At 27.7% G+C, this 20,456-nt stretch carries 21 protein-coding genes; 5 read left to right on the top strand and 16 right to left on the bottom strand.

What is annotated here, in order from left to right:
- The first annotated feature begins 200 nt into the window (after window positions 1–200).
- A complete protein-coding gene (locus Q0K52_RS06730; protein WP_297297803.1) occupies window positions 201–827 on the top strand; it encodes an SIS domain-containing protein in 627 nt (208 codons plus the stop codon).
- A gap of 101 nt (window positions 828–928) precedes the next feature.
- On the opposite strand, the gene fabF is transcribed toward Q0K52_RS06730, so the two are convergent.
- From fabF to Q0K52_RS06790, 12 genes are all read right to left on the bottom strand, one after another.
- Window positions 929–2,182, bottom strand: a complete 1,254-nt coding sequence (gene fabF, locus Q0K52_RS06735; protein WP_297297805.1) for a beta-ketoacyl-ACP synthase II — start codon at window positions 2,180–2,182, stop codon at window positions 929–931.
- Between the two features lie 87 nt (window positions 2,183–2,269).
- Entirely contained in the window at window positions 2,270–2,506 is a 237-nt protein-coding gene (acpP, locus tag Q0K52_RS06740) for an acyl carrier protein (protein ID WP_013115070.1), read from the bottom strand.
- A gap of 88 nt (window positions 2,507–2,594) precedes the next feature.
- Window positions 2,595–3,344: a 3-oxoacyl-[acyl-carrier-protein] reductase gene (gene fabG, locus Q0K52_RS06745; protein ID WP_297297807.1), complete on the bottom strand. Its 750-nt coding sequence runs from the start codon at window positions 3,342–3,344 to the stop codon at window positions 2,595–2,597.
- 726 nt (window positions 3,345–4,070) lie between these two features.
- Window positions 4,071–5,519 (bottom strand): phosphoglucosamine mutase, encoded by a 1,449-nt coding sequence (glmM, locus tag Q0K52_RS06750; protein ID WP_297297809.1) that lies wholly within the window; start codon window positions 5,517–5,519, stop codon window positions 4,071–4,073.
- A gap of 65 nt (window positions 5,520–5,584) precedes the next feature.
- Window positions 5,585–6,760 carry a cyclic nucleotide-binding domain-containing protein gene (locus Q0K52_RS06755; RefSeq protein ID WP_297297811.1) on the bottom strand — a complete coding sequence of 392 codons (1,176 nt, stop codon included), beginning with the start codon at window positions 6,758–6,760 and terminating at the stop codon, window positions 5,585–5,587.
- 57 nt (window positions 6,761–6,817) lie between these two features.
- On the bottom strand, window positions 6,818–7,375 hold the full coding sequence (locus Q0K52_RS06760; protein ID WP_297297814.1) for a DNA-3-methyladenine glycosylase I: 558 nt from the start codon (window positions 7,373–7,375) through the stop codon (window positions 6,818–6,820).
- A 15-nt stretch (window positions 7,376–7,390) separates the two neighbouring features.
- A complete protein-coding gene (locus tag Q0K52_RS06765) occupies window positions 7,391–7,882 on the bottom strand; it encodes a hypothetical protein (RefSeq protein WP_297297816.1) in 492 nt (163 codons plus the stop codon).
- A 3-nt stretch (window positions 7,883–7,885) separates the two neighbouring features.
- Window positions 7,886–8,764 (bottom strand): sigma-70 family RNA polymerase sigma factor, encoded by an 879-nt coding sequence (locus Q0K52_RS06770; protein ID WP_297297818.1) that lies wholly within the window; start codon window positions 8,762–8,764, stop codon window positions 7,886–7,888.
- The gene (locus tag Q0K52_RS06775; protein WP_297297820.1) at window positions 8,757–9,212 is read right to left on the bottom strand and encodes a DUF721 domain-containing protein; all 456 of its coding nucleotides are present in this window, start codon (window positions 9,210–9,212) and stop codon (window positions 8,757–8,759) included. The genes Q0K52_RS06770 and Q0K52_RS06775 overlap by 8 nt, the downstream gene beginning before the upstream one ends.
- 47 nt (window positions 9,213–9,259) lie before the next feature.
- Complete coding sequence (locus Q0K52_RS06780) at window positions 9,260–10,183, bottom strand: tetratricopeptide repeat protein (RefSeq protein ID WP_297297822.1); 924 nt, start codon at window positions 10,181–10,183, stop codon at window positions 9,260–9,262.
- Window positions 10,143–10,985, bottom strand: coding sequence for a hypothetical protein (locus tag Q0K52_RS06785; RefSeq protein WP_297297825.1), 843 nt, complete (start codon window positions 10,983–10,985; stop codon window positions 10,143–10,145). Before Q0K52_RS06785 ends, Q0K52_RS06780 begins: the two co-directional genes overlap by 41 nt.
- Window positions 10,986–11,685: 700 nt before the next feature.
- Window positions 11,686–12,954 (bottom strand): serine dehydratase subunit alpha family protein, encoded by a 1,269-nt coding sequence (locus Q0K52_RS06790; protein WP_297297827.1) that lies wholly within the window; start codon window positions 12,952–12,954, stop codon window positions 11,686–11,688.
- 237 nt (window positions 12,955–13,191) lie between these two features.
- On the opposite strand from Q0K52_RS06790, the gene galK reads away from it, so the two are divergent.
- From galK to Q0K52_RS06810, 4 genes are all read left to right on the top strand, one after another.
- Entirely contained in the window at window positions 13,192–14,373 is a 1,182-nt protein-coding gene (galK, locus tag Q0K52_RS06795; protein WP_297297829.1) for a galactokinase, read from the top strand.
- A gap of 36 nt (window positions 14,374–14,409) precedes the next feature.
- Window positions 14,410–15,514 (top strand): peptide chain release factor 2 gene (gene prfB, locus Q0K52_RS06800; protein WP_297297831.1). Its coding sequence is split into 2 segments (ribosomal slippage): window positions 14,410–14,481 and window positions 14,483–15,514, totalling 1,104 coding nucleotides; the frame shifts between segments, so codons are not numbered across the junction.
- Window positions 15,515–15,628: 114 nt separating this feature from the next.
- On the top strand, window positions 15,629–16,201 hold the full coding sequence (locus Q0K52_RS06805; protein ID WP_297297833.1) for a hypothetical protein: 573 nt from the start codon (window positions 15,629–15,631) through the stop codon (window positions 16,199–16,201).
- A 133-nt stretch (window positions 16,202–16,334) separates the two neighbouring features.
- Window positions 16,335–16,907 carry a DUF3996 domain-containing protein gene (locus tag Q0K52_RS06810; protein ID WP_297297835.1) on the top strand — a complete coding sequence of 191 codons (573 nt, stop codon included), beginning with the start codon at window positions 16,335–16,337 and terminating at the stop codon, window positions 16,905–16,907.
- A 115-nt stretch (window positions 16,908–17,022) separates the two neighbouring features.
- On the opposite strand, the gene pgsA is transcribed toward Q0K52_RS06810, so the two are convergent.
- The 4 genes from pgsA to Q0K52_RS06830 are packed head-to-tail and all read right to left on the bottom strand — an operon-like array spanning window position 17,023 to window position 20,357.
- Window positions 17,023–17,580: a CDP-diacylglycerol--glycerol-3-phosphate 3-phosphatidyltransferase gene (gene pgsA, locus Q0K52_RS06815; protein WP_297297837.1), complete on the bottom strand. Its 558-nt coding sequence runs from the start codon at window positions 17,578–17,580 to the stop codon at window positions 17,023–17,025.
- Window positions 17,581–17,610: 30 nt separating this feature from the next.
- Window positions 17,611–18,633, bottom strand: coding sequence for a DUF4340 domain-containing protein (locus tag Q0K52_RS06820; protein WP_297297839.1), 1,023 nt, complete (start codon window positions 18,631–18,633; stop codon window positions 17,611–17,613).
- Between the two features lie 41 nt (window positions 18,634–18,674).
- Window positions 18,675–19,409 (bottom strand): ABC transporter, encoded by a 735-nt coding sequence (locus Q0K52_RS06825; protein ID WP_297297841.1) that lies wholly within the window; start codon window positions 19,407–19,409, stop codon window positions 18,675–18,677.
- On the bottom strand, window positions 19,410–20,357 hold the full coding sequence (locus Q0K52_RS06830; RefSeq protein ID WP_297297843.1) for an ABC transporter ATP-binding protein: 948 nt from the start codon (window positions 20,355–20,357) through the stop codon (window positions 19,410–19,412).
- Window positions 20,358–20,456: the final 99 nt, after the last annotated feature.

Below are 20,456 nucleotides of genomic sequence, written 5' to 3' on the forward strand. Positions count from 1 at the left end.
CTGTTTCATAGGTATTCCTTTGGGTTTATTTGTAGCAATTTAAATTATAAGGAATACCTTCTTTTTTTAAACTAAAAGTGTGCAATATCTATGGCTCTTAAACACATTCTAATATTAAATAATCTTGTAAAAATAATAATATTGTATATAATTTATTTCATATTTTTAATCATTTGATAAATTAATAATGGAGGAATTTAATGATAGAAGAATTGATAAATAGATTACCAAAATTGGAAGGAATGAAAGAAAATATAGAAAATACTATAAATGAATGTATAAAATGCTATGAAAGAGGAAATAAAATACTAATAGCAGGAAATGGCGGAAGTGCATGCGATAGTGAGCATATAGCAGGGGAGTTATTAAAAAGTTTTTTAAAGAAACGCCCTATAAAAGAAGAAATAAGAAATGAGCTTTTAAAAATAGAAGATGGAGAGTATATAGCAAATAATTTGGAATCTCCATTAAGAGCCGTTGCTTTGACTTCACATTTGGGACTTTCAAGTGCTTATTTGAATGATAAAGAGCCATATTTAGTATTTGCCCAGCAATTATTGGGCTTTGGTGATAAAGGCGATATTTTCTTTGCTATAAGTACTTCAGGAAATGCTAAAAATATTATTTATGCTGCTAAACTTGCTAAGGCTATGGGTATAAAAGTTATTTCTTTTACAAATGAGAATGGAGGAAAACTTGCTGAAATGGCAGATATTGCAATTAAAGCACCTGCTAAAGAAACACATATTTCACAAGAATATCATGAGGCAATATACCATGAAATTTGTATAAGAGTAGAGGAGCATTTTTTTAAGGAAAATAGATAAATATAATTAAATGCTATTTTTATTTGAATATATTTTAGAAATAAAAAAGCTCTATTATTTTTTATTAATAATAGAGCTTTTATTTTATAAAAAATTATAAATTATATTCTTTTGAATACTATAGAAGCATTATGTCCGCCAAATCCGAAAGAATTGCTTATAGCATATTCTATTTTGTAATCTTGAGCAGTATTAGCAACTACATCTAAATCACATTCAGGATCTTGTTCTTCAACGTTGATAGTAGGGTGAACCTTACCTTCAATCATACTCATAACTGTAGCAATAGCTTCTATTGCGCCAGCAGCACCTAAAGCATGACCAGTCATTGATTTTGTAGAGTTAATTTTTATCTTTTTAGCATGATCTTCGCCTAAAGCTTTTTTTATAGCTTTTACTTCTGCTATATCTCCAACAGGAGTAGAAGTACCATGTGTATTAACATAATCAATTTTGTCTGGTGATATTTGTGCACTTTGAATAGCTAAAGACATAGCTCTAGCACCCATAGCACCGTCTTCTAAAGGAGCAGTAATATGGTTAGCATCAGCAGTAAAACCATAACCGCAAACTTCAGCAAGTATATTAGCATTTCTTTTCTTAGCATGCTCATATTCTTCAAGTATTAATATTCCAGCACCTTCAGCAATAACAAAACCATCTCTGCCTTTATCGAAAGGTCTTGAAGCTTTAGTTGGTTCATCATTTCTAGTAGATAAAGCTCTAGCATTATTAAAACCAGCAATAGTAAGAGGGTTAATAGTAGCTTCAGAACCTCCAACTACCATAATATCAGCTTCATTGTCTTTTATGTGTTTATAACCTAAACCTATAGAATGGTTTGAAGAAGCACAAGCAGTAACAGTACTGTAGTTAGGGCCGTTCATACCATATTCCATTGAAATTAAGCCAGGTGTCATATTTATTATCTGCATAGGTACAAAGAAAGGTGATACTCTGCTAGGGCCGTCAGCAAGTATAACATTATGATTTGATAAAAGAGTAGTTATACCACCAATACCGCTACCAAGAACACAACCAGCTCTTAATGGATCAAAGCCTGTTTTAGGTTCTATACCAGCCTGCTTAAAAGCATGATGTGCAGCATATATTCCAAAATTAATGAAAGGATCTAATCTTCTTAACATTTTTTTATCAGAATAATAGTCGCCTTCAACTGGTAAAGCTTCAGCACCGATTTTAGTAATAAGTTGCTCTTTTTCAGGATCAAAGTATTTGCTTAATGTTTTAATTCCAGAAACACCATTAAGTAAATTATCCCAGAAAGTTTTTACGTCATTTCCTAAAGAACTTACTATTCCAAGTCCTGTGATCACAACTCTGCGTTCACTCATATATAAAACTCCTATAATTTTGCCGTTATATTAAAAAATTCCCGTAAAAGACTTTAGGCTGTTTACGGGAAAATCTAAATATAATTATTATTTTTTATGTTCTTCAATATATTTTGCAGCGTCAGCTACATTTTTGATTTTTTCTTGATCTTCTTGAGGAATTTTGATGTCATAGCGTTTTTCTAATTCCATGATTAATTCAACTAAGTCAAGTGAATCAGCGTTTAAGTCGTCTACGAAAGAAGCTGTATCAGTGATTTTGCTTTTGTCTGAGATGTTTAATTGATTAGCAACAACATCTTTGATTTCATCGATTAATGCCATTTTTAATCTCCTTAATATTAAATATTATTTTTTATTAATAAAGTGCTTTTTAAAGCAACATTTATATGCTTTTTTATTTTAATTTTTATTACATTGACATACCGCCGTCAACAGCGATAACTTCTCCTGTAATATAATTGCTCATATCTGAAGAAAGGAATAATACTAAATTAGCAACATCTTCTGCTGTTCCTAATCTTTTTAATGGAGTAATACTCATAATTCCTTTAACTGTATCTTCAGGCAATACATCTGTCATATCTGTTTGTATAAAACCTGGAGCTATAGCATTTACACATATATTTCTAGGTGCAAACTCTTTAGCCATAGATTTAGTAATTCCTATAATACCAGCTTTAGCTGCAGAATAATTAACTTGTCCTGCATTACCCATTTTACCTATAACACTAGATATATTAATTATTTTGCCTTTTCTAGCTCTAAGCATATTTTTAGCAGCTTCTCTTGACATATAGAAAGCACCAGAAAGATTAGTTGAAATTACATCATTCCAAGCGTTATCGTCCATTTGTATAACTAACATATCTTTAGTTATTCCTGCATTGTTTATAAGTATGTCAATGGAATTGAATTTTTCTATAGTTTTAGCAACTACTTCTTTACAAGATTCGCTTGATTTAGCATCATGCTGTAATGCTAATGTTTCTACATTGTAAGCAGATTTTAATTCTTCAGCAACTTGTGAAGCTTTTTCAAAATTAGTAGCAGTGATTACTAAATTTACGCCTTCTTTAGCCAAAGTTTCTGCTATTTTTTTACCTATTCCTCTGCTTGAGCCTGTTATTATAGCTGTTTTATTTTTTAGATTTAAGTCCATATTTACCCTTTTTTAGATATGTAAAGACATATATTATAACAAAAAAATTTTTCATTAGTTAAATATACGCTATATTAAAACAAAATATACTAAATTTGTCAAGTAAATTTTATTAATTTAAAATTTTCGACTTTTTTGGTTTAAAAGTCGAAATAGTTAATTCTTACTATTAGAAATAATAGCTAGGAGTATATAACTATTTTTAATTTAATTAACAAAATATATTGAAAATATTTAAGTTTGTCGATTTTTATGCTGTTCTTTTTCCATCGCAAGCCATACCTAATAGGGATTGCCTATGGTAGTGGTGACTTCGCAAAGAACCTTATATCCTCAATAAATTCGGATACGCTTCGCGAAAGTGCAAGTATAAAATTAGTACTAAATCATATTAAAGTTGTCTTACATGTAAGATAATTTATTAAATTAAAGCCAAAATGTAGCCTTTCGCCGAAGGCGGGCTGTGCCTGCTTCTTTGTGGCAATACCACCCTAAAGGACTTCCTATGGTCGCAGGCACTCCTTTCAGTCGCAAAAGAACTGGGGGGCAAATCCAGCACAAACAATAAAATTGAAAAACTAAAATTGACAAAATATAATTGTTTAGATATATACTATAAAATTGTATAATGTTTTATTAATGTTAATTTTATAAAATTTAAATAATAAAAAACCTCTAGTATACATAAATTACCAGAGGTTTTTGTATTATTTATTTAAAATAATATTATTTTTTAGTTTTTTTACTTGCTGCTTTTTTTGGCTTTTCTTCTTTAGCTTCTTTAGGCTCTTTAACTGCTTTAGTTGTTTTAGCTGCCTTTTTAGCAGTTTTTTCGCCTTTTATCATATTCATTGCTATTTCAATTAATTCTTTAGCTTCTTTTTTGCTTTTAGCTTCAGTAATAATACGAACTATAGGTTCAGTATTAGAAGAACGTACATGAAGCCAGCCGTTTTCTAAATCTATTTTTATACCGTCAATAGTTGTAATTTTAGCTTTAGGATATTCTTCTTTTACTTGTTTTAAGAAATTATCCTCATCTATTTTTGCTATTTCTAATTTTTCTTTAACTATTTCATATTTTGGTATTTCATTAACAAGTTCTGTAATAGATTTCCCTGTTGTAGCCATTAATTCTAATATTAAAGATATACCTAAAAGTGAATCTCTGCCGGGAGTTACAGCAGGAACTATTATTCCTCCATTACCTTCGCCTCCGAAATATAATTTATTTTTTACAACATGTGAAGAAACATTTATTTCTCCTATTTTTGTACGGTCAACAGAGTATCCTTTTTCCTTAGCTAAGTCATCTATCATTCTTGAAGTTGATAAATTTACAGCTGCATTTCCTTTTCCTACATGCCATAAATATTTAGCACATAAAGCTAAAGTATATTCTTCGCTTATTATTGTACCATCATCAAGTACCAATGCTAATCTGTCAGCATCTGGGTCTTGAGTAAATCCAATATTTACTTTATTTTTCTTTACTAAATCAGATAAACTTTTCATGCTTGCAGCAGAAGGTTCAGCGACATGGGCAAATTTTCCTGTATGTACATTGTTTATTGAAACTTCTTTTACTCCCAATGCTTTAAGTAGGGGAGGAGTTGCAAATAAACCTGTACCATTAACATAATCGCATGCTACTTTGAAATTAGCTTTTTTTATTTTTTCAACATCTATCCATCTTAATATACGTTTAATATGTTCTTCTATAGCATTATCAATCTTTTCATAAGTGCCTGTTTCTAATGCTTTTACAAATCTTGAAGATTTTTTATCATAAAGCTTCATAAGTTCATTAACAGCTTTTTCATCTAAGAAATGTCCGCCTTTTCCTATAAGTTTTAATGCATTCCATTCTATAGGGTTATGGCTTGCTGATATCATTATACCGCCATGTATTTTTAATTTTTCAACCATATATAATGCAGTTGGTGTTGGTGTTATGCCTATATCTATAACATTTATACCTGATGCCATTAATGTTGAAACAACGGCATTTAATATTGATTCTCCTGTTATTCTTGTATCTCTTGCCACTAAAACTTTTGCTTTTTTTGGAAAAAGACATGCGAATGCTGAAGTATAATCTACTACAGTTCTTATATCTAAACCGTCCCCTATTATACCTCTTATTCCTGATATACTTGTTTTTAATGTCGGCATTAAATTCTCCCTGAATAATTATTTAAAATAATTTTTATTGTTTATATATTTTTATCATAATAAAATTAAATATGATGTATATTTGCTATTCTGTTCATACAGTTTTTATATTCTATAAAAAAGGCTTTTATGTCAACTATATTAATATAATTATTGACTGATATTTGGGCTCCTCTTATTTTATTAAATTCTTTTTTTAATATTTGTGTATCTTTGACATTTATTATCGTTTTTATATCATTAAGAGTATATAATAAATTAACTGAGTTACTTCCTTCGGTGATTGTTTCTGTTTTTAATATGTAATATAGAGTTATTAATATTTTTGCAAGAATATCATCAGTATTAAGTACTATTATTTTTAATATAGTATTTCTTATTTTCATGCATACCATTTTTGAATAGTAAAGTTCTACAGATTGATCATTTTCCATAATACTTATTAATTCATCTTTTGTTAATACTTTTATTGTAGAATCTTCTAAAATGACAGCACATGTAGATAAAGGCTGATATGATAAAATTGGTTGGTATCCATCTATCATATGATTTTTTGAATAAATAGCTCTTGTAACCTGCTCTAAATTTACTATATTGTATATACCTATTTTTCCTGATTCGATTATATATACTTTATCTGTATATTCTAATTCTGTATAAATGCAATATCCTTTTTTATACTTGTAAAGATTGTTGCTTATTTTTTTAGGTTCTTCTATTGGAGTTATTTCAGATAAATATTTATTTACTTCATCAATTTCTTCACATTTAGGAAATGATTTAATATATTCTTTACATAGTTTATATGATATATTGTGAAATCCGTTTTTATGATAAACTTTTATCATATTAAGAATTTCTTCTTTAGTTTTTCCATTAGTAATTTCTTTATTTTCTGATAATAATAAATAATATCTTCCAAGCCATTTTTCAAATGCTGAATCTAAATTATCTGCTATTTTTACCATCAATTCTTTATTATTCATTTCTATTATATCATCAATTTCTATTTCTATGACTTCAACATCTTCTAAAGCTTTTATATTAAAAAAATACGGTTCATTTAAAAAGGCATTTACTAAACCTATTATATCACCTTTATTGAATTCTATATTAAAATTAAAAGTACCATAGGATATAGCTTTACCTTTAGTTATAATATAAAAAGAGTTTTTTGGATTTTGATCTTTAATATAAATCATAGACGATTTTTTGAAATTTAAATTAGTGTATCCAATCATAATTATTCCATATCAATATAATTTATTATAGTACAATATTTTATTTTTACCAATATGTTATACATTTTTATAATAATCGCAATTTACTGAATGGTCATTTATTATTCCAATAGCCTCTAAATAACTATAAATAATTATACTTCCCGCAAATTTAAATCCCCTTTTGTTTAAATCTTTACTTATAGTATCAGATAATTCATTTCTTGCCGGAAGCGGATCATCATCATTTAATTTATTATCTATTTGTTTATAATTTGTAAAAGACCATATATATTTGTCAAAGCTTCCAAATTCTTTTTGTACTTCAATAAATTTATTTGCATTTATTATAAGTGCATTAATTTTTCTTTTATTTCTTATGATTCCTTTATCGTTTAACAATTCTTCTATTTTTTCATTATCGTATTTAGATATTTTTTTATAATCAAAATTATCAAATGCTTTTCTCATATTTTCTCTTTTATCTAGTATGCATTTCCAGCTTAATCCAGCCTGCATACATTCAAGTATAAGCATTTCAAATAATTTATTTTCATCATGACAAATTCGGCACCATTCTTCATTATGATATTTTATTTCTATTTCACTTTTAGCCCATTTACATATTTTTTGCATTAATATAATAGTCCTTTATTCTATATTTACTGTACATTCATAGTTATCTACTTTTATGTTATATGTTCCGTTTTTTAGAGTTGTAGAATAATTATCTTTTTCTCCAAATATATTTACTATTTTTTCCCCATTATAATCTATAACGCACCAATTTTTTATATTGCTTATATTAATATAATATTCATTATTGCTTTTGCTTATTTCTATATTTTTAAAAACATATATTTCATTCTCTTTATCTCCTCTTGATGCTAGAGGTGTTATTTTGCTGAAATAAAGCATATAATCTATTATGTTATTTCTTATGTTTATAATAGACTTTTGTTTTGACTCCTTAAACATATCAGAGTCTTCTACATTTTCCATAATAAATAAATCATTTTTTAAGCTGCTTACTTCTTTTTGTAGGGATATATCTATTTCAAGAGCTTTTAAAAACTCATCAGATACTTTAATACCATTGACATAATTGATAATTTCTTCTTCTGTATAATTATATTTATCCATATATTAATCCAATAAATTATTAAAATTTTCTTTTAAGCTAGATTTTATTTTATTTATAATTTTTGTAACTATATTGCTTGTAATATTTAAAAGTTCAGCTATGAAATTATAAGGTACATTTATTTTTATAGAATGAAGTTTTTTTATATAATTTTGTTTTTTGCTTGCTAAATGAACTGTAAATATTCCTCTTTTATGATTTTCTTCTATTTGAGCATTTACTTTTGCTATTTTGTCCTGCTGTTTTATTATGTCATTATATTTGTTTATGTATGTTGCTCTTGCTTTCTCTACTATTGAATATGCTTCTTCATAATTTATATTAAAATATTTCATTAAAGGATTTATTATTAAATTTATAAACAATTCAAGATTATGTATAAAGAAAGCTATTGAATCTCTATCATTGAATTTGTTTTCTATATATTTGAATATATTCAAAGCTAATTCTTCTATATTGTCATCACCATTATAATTTTCAGTATATTCATTGATAGAGTAGGACTTAGTATCATAAAGTACATCATGCAATGTCATAGCCTCTCTGCTGCATAATGGAGCATCGATGGATATTTCTTTTTGATTATGTTTTTCTTTTCTTTTTTTATGATCTATGAAATTTAAATAATGACTTCTTAATGTATATGTGAACCAAGTTATAAATTTAGCATCTGTTTCATTGTATTTTAATATTATATTTTCAAGTCTTTCTATATAGTATGAATAAAATTCCAATGCATTATCATGAAAAGCTCCAAAAACTTTTCTTGGATAATTGTATATATAATGTGACAAATGTTCGTTTATTTCTCTTAAAGCAATAATACTTCTTGTAGCTTTGTACTCTGAAATAGTCTTTTTTATAAACTCATCATCAATCATTGTCTTCCTCATATTTTAATATATTATAGAATATTTCTTTCATTCTTTCATCTTGAATATTGGATTCTTTTATTACATTGTCAATCCATTCTTTATGTTCTTTTCTAATTTCTTTTTTAGTAGTTTTTTCAGTTTTAGGAATTTCTTGTACTCTATTATTAACTTCTCCGATTCTAGTTTTTAATTCAGTAACTTCTATATTTGTTTCTTTTTTTATATTTTTGAATATATTTGATCTATTCATAAATATTTCATTAGCCCATACACTATCTATTATAGTAACGGTTAAAACAGAATTTCTAAAGAATGATGGATAGCATATTTTTGATAATACTTTCCCCATAATATCGTCCCACTTTTGAGATATTTTTATGTAATTAGCTAAATTTATATTTTGGTATGATTTTATATTAGAATATTCTTCTAATATATTTTTTATTTCACGCATAATAATAACCCTATTAAACATCATACAATATTTTTTTATATTATCAATTAGTTATTAGTATTTTGTATATTTGTTTCTGTTATTATAGTATTAGTATTTACATTAGTTATTATGGTATTTGTTATAATAGTATTAGTAATATTATTTATAACATTATTTGTATCTATTTGGTTAGTGTAATTGTTTTCTAATTCTATAGGCTTTACTTCTAAATCTTCATCGTAAGTGAGTTTTGAATTATCATTTGTTGATTTAGATGCCGTATTTTCTATTATTAAATCATTAGTGTTTCCAGATATTCTTGCAAGTATCGTTCTTGTTCTATTTACAGAGTCTTTTAATCCTTTATATTTAGGATTTATTTTATATGCTTCTTCATAAGTATTTAATGCTGAACTGAAATTTTTATCTCTTTCATAAGTGGCAGCCAAATTAACCATATAAACTACATTGTTTGGACTATATACAGTTGCTTTTAAGAAAGATGATTCCGCTTGCTTATAATCTTCTATATATAGATATAGAAGTCCCAAAAAATTATTCATATAAGCATCATTAGGTTTTAGATTTACAGAATATGTAATAGATTCTATTGCTTTATTAGTATCGCCTAATTTATATAATGCATATCCTTTTTGGAAATGAAGCTTTGCAGAAAATCTGTTAACTATTATTCCGCTTCTTGCTGCTCTAAGCATATTTGTATAATCTTTTAAATTCATATAAGAATTGGCAAGATTTTCAAAATATTCTATTCTTAATACAGGAGAATTAGCTATTTCATATTCAAATAGTTCTGCTGCTTTTTTATAATTTTTTGCATTGTAATATCTGTATGCATTTGATAAATTTTTTTTATTGTATATAAATACATCATTAGTTTGAGAAAACAATGATAGTGTAAATATACAAAAAATAATAAAGACCTTGTTAACGTCCATCTTTTTTGAAACTTTGTAATCTAAAGTCATTTATCATAGCATTAGCATAAGCTACTGTAGCATCATATATTTCTTCTTTACTTTTGCCTTTAAAGAATTTATATACTCTAGGAGATTGAGTATTTAAATAATCTGGAAGAACCATTTCTCCATCGCTAGTAGCTTTAAGTGCTATAGATTTAATATTAGATAATTTCTCTATAAATGCATGAAGGAAGAAACCTGATTCTTTTAATATAAATTGTTCAGCTCTGCTTGAGTTATCACCATTATTTAAAGCAAAAATATAATCAGCAAATATCTGAGGTACTTTTGTTTCACCTACAGGTATGATAAATTTTTGGAATTGATTGTCATAATCTTTGATAGCACTTTCTACAACATAATCGCTAGCAGGTCCGCAGCAAAAGAATCTTATAACAGAAAAACAATTATATAATTCTTTGAAAGCACCATATAAATGTTTTATTTCTTCATCTGCTCTAGGATGCATATCTTCTAAAGGATATTTTTCTGTAGCACTTTTGAATCTCTCTATCATATTATCAACTTTATCCATAAAAGAATTTTCTTTAGCTTTTTCTTCTTCAGCCTTTTTTCTTTGACGTTCTAATTCTCTATCTCTTAATGTAGTTTTTATATCTTCTAATATTTTTATTTCAACTATTAAGAAGTTTGATAAATCTTGTCTGTTTTGTAAAGCTTCTCTATATCTGTCATTAAAACTATTTACATTATAAATTTTACTGCCGTATTTTTCAGCACCTTGTTCATACTCGCGTCTTATTTTTGCCAAAGTAGCATTAATTTCTTTATCACTTAAACTAGCCATTTTTAAGACTCCTTTTTTAATTGAAAATATTTATAATTCCATTAAACCGTGTAAAATATCATTACAATATATCGAAAACTTTTACTAATTAATTATACAATTTTTTTTAAAATAAATCCAGCATGAAAAATATTGTTTCTATATATCTTTTTTGTATATACCAAAAATTTTTAACTTTCTCAACCGATGCACTTTATATAGAATTATCAACTTTTTTACCGCGACTTCGTCCAAGTTGAAAAAACTGCAATTAAAAAATTAATACTAAATTATACTAAAATGTTTTATATGTAAGATAGGCTAAAAATGCAGTTTTTCGCGAAGCATATCCTATCTTATCTAGAATATAAGCTTCTTTGGGGTACCAGAGAGTAAATGTAAAAGAACTGGGATGCTGCACGCTGTGTACTTCGTAAGGGCAAAGCCCTAGATATAAAAACAAAAATATAAATTGATTTTTGACAAAATATAATTGTTTAAGTATATGCTATCTTGGATAAAATAGGAGAGTGGAAATTACAAAAAAGATATATTTTAGCTATGAATAAAAATCATCATATAAAATTGAATATGAGATATACTATTCAGGTCTTATAATTAATGTAATACAAACCTTTATGAAAATGGATTTTTATTTACATTATATATTAAGTTTAAAATACTATATTATAAAACCTGAATAATAATAAATATATAATGATTACTTATCTATCATTATATTAAGTATTTCTATATCAGTACCTTTCATACCTTCTTTAGCCATTCTTCCAATACTGTCAATAGTAGCTTCTATATCATCTTTTACAAGTCCATCACCAGATTTAAATACTTTGCCATCTTTTGCTAAATTGTATGCAAGTATTCCGCAATCAACAGCTTCAGAAATTTTTGATGCACAAGAAGCTTTAGCACCATCACAAACCATACCGCCTATTGTACATAATGCATTAGTTATTGTGTCTGAAATTATTTTATAGTCAGCATCATTAAGATAAGCTATTCCGGAAGCAGCTCCAGTAGCGGCACAAACAACTCCGCAGAATGCTGATAATTTTCCTATATGTTTTTTTTGAAGTATAGCTATTAAATTGGATAAAACTAATGCTCTATATAGTTTTTCTTCAGACACTTTCATGTCTTCAGCGTATATAATTACAGGCATAGATACAGTTATACCTTGGTTTCCGCTTCCAGAATTAGTTACTACTGGCATAGGACAACCTCCCATTCTTGCATCAGAACCTGCAGAAGCATAAGCTTTAGCTCTGTTTCTTACATCATTTCCATAATATTTCATCAATGTTTTTCCTACAGAAGAACCATAGTCATTTTTTAGACCTTCATTTGCTATATTTGAGTTTAATTCTATTTGTCTTTGTATAACTTCTTTTATATCTTCTATATTAACTTCATTGGCAAAATTTAAGATTTCTTTTATATTTAAAGAATCTCTGTCAGCAGAATCCTTTTGACCTGCTGAATTATCAGAAGTAAATAATTCTTTGCCGTCTTTTATTATTCTTGTTATATTAGTGTGGGCATTTTTTATTTCAACTAATGCTGATGAATTTTGATATTTAGCTTCTATTATAATATGTAGATTTTCAGAGCCTTCTATTAAATCACATTTACAAAAACCTTTGCTTATAAGTTCTTTAGTTTTTTCTATATCTTCCGGTTTGATAGTTGATAATACTTCAAGATTTTTGTTAGGATCTCCTCCAACTAAACCTAAAGTAGCAGCAATATCAATTCCTTTTAATCCTCCGGAATTTGGAACAGTTACACCTTTTACATTTTTAATAATGTTTCCGCTGCATTTAACAGTTATTGAGTCAGGTATATTTCCAATAACTTCTCTAACTTTTGCTCCAGCATAAGCTATTGCTATAGGCTCTGTACAGCCAAGGGCAGGTATTAATTCTTCTTTTAGAATATTTATGTAATTATCATATAATATTTTATCCATATTATAACACCTCTTTAAAATGATATTCATCACATTAAATATTATATTATTCTTTATTGCCAAAATCAATATTTTTAATAAATTATTTGTTTTAGTTTTTGAAAAAATTTACGATTTATTACTTTATACAGTTTATTATATGAATAATATTATTTTTTTTAGGATAGTTTAGTTTATACTATTGATTTTTTTTCATTTTATGATATTTATAACAGATAATTTTTGAGAGATATAATTATGATACCTAGATTACATTTAAAAATAGTAGCAAGATTTAGAGAAGTTTTCGGACATAAGGGAGATACAAAATTATACTTTGCTCCCGGAAGAGTTACAATAATAGGAGAGCTTATAGATTATTCAGGCGGGGATACTATAACTTCTGCTATAGACAGAGGTACTTATATAGTAGCTAGAAAAAGACCTGATAATAAAATTAATATATATGCTCATTCTTTTAAAGCCAGAAAATCATTTACATTAGAAGATTTAGAGAAAAATAAAGAAGATGAATGGGCAATTTATTTCAAAGGCGTTTATTCTGTGCTTTTAGAAAAAGGCTATAAACTTCATGGAATGGATTTGTTCGTTTATACAGATTTACCTTTTAATACTTCATTAGCTTCTTCAAGTTCTTTATGTGCTTGTTTGACTTATGCTACTTTAGATATTAACAATATAAAAGATGTAGATCCTATTGAAATGGCAAAATTATCTTATGAAGGTGAGATAAAATATGCTTCTCATAGAACTTCTTTAAGCGACCATGTTACTATATTCATGGCAAAAGAAAATACATTATTTCTATTTAATATGAAAACACTTAAATATGAATATTTTGATTTCAATTTAGGTGATTGCTGTATGGCAGTAGTTAATAGTAATAAAAAGAGAACTTCCAGCGACAGTGAATATAATGCTAGAAAAAGAGAATGCGAAAATGCATTGAAAAAACTTAAAGAAAAGAAACCTAATTTAAAATCTCTATCAGATTTAAAGCCTAAAGATGCAGATTTTATAAAGGAAACTTTGCAAAATAAAGAACAAAGACGTGCTTTATATGTTTCAGCAGAGCAGGATAGAGTTAATCAAGCTGTAAAAGCTATAAAAAAAGGTTCTGTAAAAGATTTAGCTAGTTTGATATTAAAAACACATGATGGTTTAAGTAAGTTATATGAAGTATCTACTGCTGAATTAGATATTTTAGTTGAAGAATCTACTAATATGGACGGCGTTTTAGGGGCTAGAATGATAGGAACTGGATTTGGCGGCGGAGTATTATTATTCTTAAAGAAAACTGAAGTTGAAAATGTTATAGAAAATCTATATGCTAGTTATAAAGAAAGAACTAGAAGAGATGCAGATGTTTATATATTAAAACCATCTAATGGTACTCGCATATTGCCTACTGAAGAATAATTTTTGGAAGTGAATTAAGTAAATTAGGAAAATCTTATGACATTATCTGAGATAAAAAATATAGTATCAAATATTAAGGAACAGTCAGAAATTTTAAGGGGGTATCTTTGACCCTGATTCAATATATAAAAGGGTAAAAGAAATTGATGAAATATCTTCTAAAGATGATTTTTGGAATGATAATATAGCAGCACAAAAACTTATGAAAGAGAGAATGCTGCTTCTTGATAAAATAGAACCTGTTGAAAATTTGATAAAGAATTCTAATAATATATATGAATTAGTTGAAATGGCTATAGAGTCAAATGACCCGGAAATGGAAAAAGAATTAGAAACAGAATGCTTGGAATTGCAGCGTGTTTTTGATGAATTAGAAACAAAGAACCTTTTCTCTGGTGAATTTGATAGTAAGAATGCATATTTAACATTGAATGCTGGAGCAGGCGGTACTGAAAGCTGTGACTGGGCTTCTATGCTTTCAAGAATGTATGTACGTTTTTGTGAAAGACATGGTTTTACAGTGGAGACTACTGATGAATTGCCTGGCGATGAAGCTGGTATAAAACAAATAAGCTTTTATGTACAAGGGCTTTATGCTTACGGTTATTTGCGTTCAGAAATTGGAGTTCATAGACTTGTTAGAATATCTCCTTTCGATGCCAATGCTAAAAGACATACTTCATTTGTAGCAGTAAGTGTTATGCCGGACATAGATGAAGATATTGAAGTTGAAATAAATCCTGCTGATTTAAGGATAGATACATATAGAGCTTCTGGAGCAGGCGGACAGCACGTTAATAAAACTTCATCAGCCATAAGAATAACACATATACCTACAAATATAGTAGTTCAGTGTCAGGCAGAAAGAAGTCAGCATAACAATAAAGATATGGCTATGAAAATGCTTAAGGCTAAACTTTATCAATTAGAAAAAGAAAAATTGGATAAAGAGAAGCAAAAAATAGCTGGAGAAAAAACTGATATAGCTTGGGGAAATCAGATTAGAAGTTATGTTTTCCAACCTTATCAGATGGTTAAAGATTTAAGAACTGGTCATGAAACTGGTAATATGAACTCTGTTATGGACGGAAATATAGATGAATTCATTTCTGCTTATCTAAAACAGCAAATAAAAAAGTAAAAAATGGTTTATTCTGATCTTTTTATGTAAATAAAATTTAATAATATTATGTTACTTATTGACATTTTTAGACATAGATTGTATAGTGTAGATATACTAAAGATGGAGAATATTATGGTTAAAAAGATTACACTTATCTCTGCTATGATATTAATTTTAGCAGTTGCCATGCCAAAAAAAGCACAAGCTGCTTATTCTGATGGTGCAGCAATAGGTGCTTCATTGTTTTTTGGTTATCCAAACCAAGGTTTGACTTTAGTTGGTCAATTTAAAGGTGTTCCTTTGATGTTTGGAGTTCAAGCTGTAGCAAATCCTTTTGGAAATTATCCTTATTTTGGTATTGGTCTTACTATGGACTGGTGGGGCTTAAAAATACCTTTGGGAAAAGCAGGTGAATCTGATGTACATTTCTACTTAGGACCAGGACTTGCTGCCGATGCTGCTTTTGGATCTAACTATTGGTCTGTTAATGCTGGTTTAAGAATGCCTATAGGTTTTTCATTCTTGATTAAACAAAAATGGGAAATTTTCTTAGAACCTGCCCCTGTTGTTAATGTACTTCATGCTGATGGAGATGGAGTTTCTTTACTTGGTTTATATTTGGGTGATGATGATAGACATGATCGTTGGTACTTTGGTCACTTCTTACATTTGACATTCCAATTTGGATTCAGATATTGGTTCTAATTTTATACAGTATTGAAATTAATGGCCCCGTTAATAACGGGGCTTTATTTTTTTTAAAGATAATTTATTCACTTTTCGATATTATTTTTTATATTTATAAATAGTTTTTTAATTTAAATGGGTTTGTTTTATTATGGCTAAAAAGATTATAATTTATACATTGATAATAATGTCTTTTACTTCTGTATTTTCATTATCGTCAAAATTGTATGCTAATTATCCAGAAGGGAGTGCGGCTGGTTTTTTTCTTAGATTTAGTTTCCCAAGTCAGGTATCTCTAGGTGTTACTGGTAAATTTGATGTTGTGCCGTTTATGTTTAGCGGTATATTTAATGTTGGTATATCAACTAAAGGCTGGTCTTGGATGGGTCTAAGTGTTAGTGCTGATTGGTGGGGATTAAAGTACAGAATAGGAAAGGTTGGGAAATCAGATTCTTGGCTTTATTTCGGGCCTGGTGCTGAGGCTGTAGCTGAGTTTGGAAATAATTATTGGAATTTAGGTTTAGGTTTCAGGCTTCCTCTTGGTATTTCATTCATTGTTGATAGAGATTGGGAAATATTTTTACAGATTGCCCCTGGGCTCAATGTAATAGCTGTTGGTAATGAGGGATTCGGAACTTTTGGTTGGTATCCTAGTCATACAGGTTGGACTTTCTCTAAATTTTTTAGATTCTCTGGTGATTTTGGATTTAGATATTGGTTCTAATAGGTTTTGATTATTGATTTACTGTTAGAATTGAATATTATATAATAAAATGGGTATTCAAATATTTATGAATACCCATTTTTTATATAGTTATTATTTATAGTTTATCACTTAATTATTTTTTGTTTGCTTTTCCAGTTATTAAAGGCATATAATCAAAAAATGAATATATAGTTATTATTGTAACCACTAATAAACTGTAATATGTTATTTGTTCATAAGGAAGAACTATATCTGTATGTTTTAATATTTTCAATAGGAATATTATAACTACAGCAGCAGCTCTTGAGGCAGTTTTTAATTTACCGCTAAATTTGGCAGCAACGGCAAAACCTCTAAGTCCGCCTAAAATTCTTATAAACATTGAAAACATATCCCTATAAAGTGAAATTATATACATCCATATAGGCATAGAACCTTCATATAAGAAGATTGTAAACATTGTTATATGAAATACTGTATCAGCAAAAGGATCCAGTACTTTACCTAAATCACTTACAAGATTAAATTTCCTTGCCATAGCACCATCTAAAGCATCTGTTATCTCTAGTATAATAAGAAATATTAATGCCAATACTGCACTTATCATAGAATTATAAAAATATAAAAATATAACAAGCGGCGATAAAACTATTCTGCTAATACTTAGTAAATTAGGTATTTGCTTTTTCATAATTGCTCCTATATATTATATTTATAAAAATTATTGCCTCATATTTTCATCTAATCTCATACTTTCTTCTGCCATATCAGCATAAGGATCTTCCGGAGTTTCTTCCTTTTCATCATCTTCTGTTTTGATATAATAACTTCTGTCACGCATAGCAGCAGCATATACTGAATAATCAACTTCATATATTATTCCGCTTTCAGGTTTTACATATACTCTGTTGTCATTATTATCATATATTATATCATAACTCTTTTTAGTGTTATCTTCCATATATATTGTTATTTTAGCATCTGGTATTTTGAACATTCTCTCTAAATATCTTATTGTATTATTATCATATACAAATCCTATAGCTTTTACTAAAGATAATGTTTCAAAATCTCTGTATGCTTTATTTAAATTGATTTCTTCATCTACACCATCAACAACCCAATTAGTTCTATTTTCTTTTCTTATTGTATTTGTATAATCTCTTATATTACTTTCTGTTTCCACTACAGATTCTATGTATATTTGCTTGTCAAATATTTGTTTATCTCTCAACATATCAATAGTTTTCTTTAAAGCTTCTATATATACGAATTCTATGCTGAAATATTCGTCATTATATTTTACATAGTATCTTTCTTCATCAGGTGTTTTATTTCCTACAAAGATTTTATATTCTTTATCACCTTCCCATACTGTAAATTCATTGCTTGGATTTTCTAAACCGAATGAATCTATTTCAGCAAGGTTTGTTATAATCATGTCTATATTAAGAGTATTGAAGTTCTTTACATTAGCAAAAGCTTCTAATTGATCTATTTTATAATCATTAGAAGGTGAAGTTACTTTCCAAATATCATTTATTTTTTCAACTATTATTGGTTCTTCAGCGTATCTTAATTCATATTTTGTAACATTTGTTTCATTAAGTTCGAAAATTTGTTTTCTAGGTTTATTTGCCTCTACAGTTATACGTTTTTGTCTTGTAGTGTAGAAAGCTACAACGCTTATTACAGCTAATACTACAAGTAAAATTATTATTTTTGTCAGATTTTTATTCTTCATTTTTATATATCCTATTTTTATTTTATTTTCTATATCGTAAATTATTTTCTATTTTCCAGCATAATATTTGCTAAATATATAAATATTACAGTAACAGACAAGAAATATATAATATCTCTTAAGTCTAATACGCCTCTTGCTATATTGGCAAAATGATAATCACCGCTTATAACTTCTATAATATTAACAGCTGCTGGGAAAAGCAAAGTTAAATATCTTAAAAACATATTCAATGATATCATAATTGCAAGTCCTACAATTAAAGCCACTATTTGATTTTTAGTTGTAGATGATGCGAATATTCCTATAGCACATAATGCCATAATAAGAAATACACTTCCAATATACCCAGTAATTACAGGGCCTATATCTAATCTTCCCAAAAATGTTAATGTTATAGGGTAGAGTATAGTAGGTATTAATGCAAAAAGCATAAATATTACTGCTGAAAAGAATTTTCCAAGTATAATTTCTAATGGCGAAACTGATTGAGTGCTTATGAGCTCATAAGAACCGCTTGAAAATTCACTTGATAAAAGTCCCATCGTTATAGGCGGTATTATAAGCGAAAGTATTAGCGGCAATATGCTGAAAAAGTCCTGCATATCATTTTGCTGAAGTATAAAAAATCTTGAGAAGAAATATACTCCGCTTACTATCAAAAATATTGCTGAAAATATATATGCTATAGGTGAAAAGAATATATGTCTTAATTCTTTCTTTAATATAACATTAGATTTATTAATTGTTTTATTAATTGAAAATGTATTCTCCACTTATTTATCTCCTTTAGTCAATGTATGGAACACTTCTTCTAAATTCTCTCTTTCCTTCATCATTTCAAATACTATCCAATCAGTACTTTTTATTAATTTGTAAATTTTTTCTCTAGGTTCCTCATCATTTGAATATATGACAATATCTTTTAAATTTTCATTATTTTCTGCTTTTACATCATAAACATTTTCTATAGTTTTTAATTTTTCTATTATTTTGTTATTATCATCATTTGTTTTTATTGATAATTTTATTCTAGTAGATACTTTATTTTCTTTGCTGTTATTTAAGCTTAAATGCTTAGGATCAGCATCAGCAATAACATTTCCTTGATTTATTATGATAGCCCTTGAACAAGTAGCTTCAACTTCGCTTAATATATGTGTTGATATTAGAACAGTTTTTTCTTTTCCTAATTCTTTAATAAGCTCTCTTATTTCTACTATTTGGTTAGGGTCAAGTCCGTTAGTAGGCTCATCTAATATAAGTATTTTAGGGTCATGTATAATGGCTCCGGCAATACCTACACGCTGTTTATAACCTTTTGAAAGCTCGCCTATAGACTTGGATATAACATCTTTAAGATTGCATGCATCTACAACATAATGAAGCCTGTCATTTAATCTGCTTCTTTCAAGTTCCTGAATTTCTGCCATATAAACAAGATAATCAAATACGCTCATATCATCATAAAGAGGTGCTGATTCAGGTAAGTATCCTATAACTCTTTTTACTTCTCTTTCATTATTTAATATACTTTTTCCGTCAATAATTGCATTTCCGCTTGTTGGTGATAGGTAGCAAGTTAGTATTCTTAAAGTAGTAGATTTGCCTGCTCCGTTTGGGCCAAGTATTCCTACTATTTCACCAGCATTTATTTCAAAACTCACACCTTTCAAAGCATGAAAATCGCCGTAATATTTACTTAATTTCTCTACAGATATCATTTTATTCCTTTATTAGTTATAATAATTTATTATTAATTAAAAAAATCAAAATATATAGGTAGAAAAACATTATAATATATATAAAGTAAAAAAACAATT

This window comes from uncultured Brachyspira sp. (assembly GCF_944390845.1).
In the GTDB taxonomy this organism is placed as follows: Bacteria; Spirochaetota; Brachyspiria; order Brachyspirales; family Brachyspiraceae; genus Brachyspira; species Brachyspira pulli.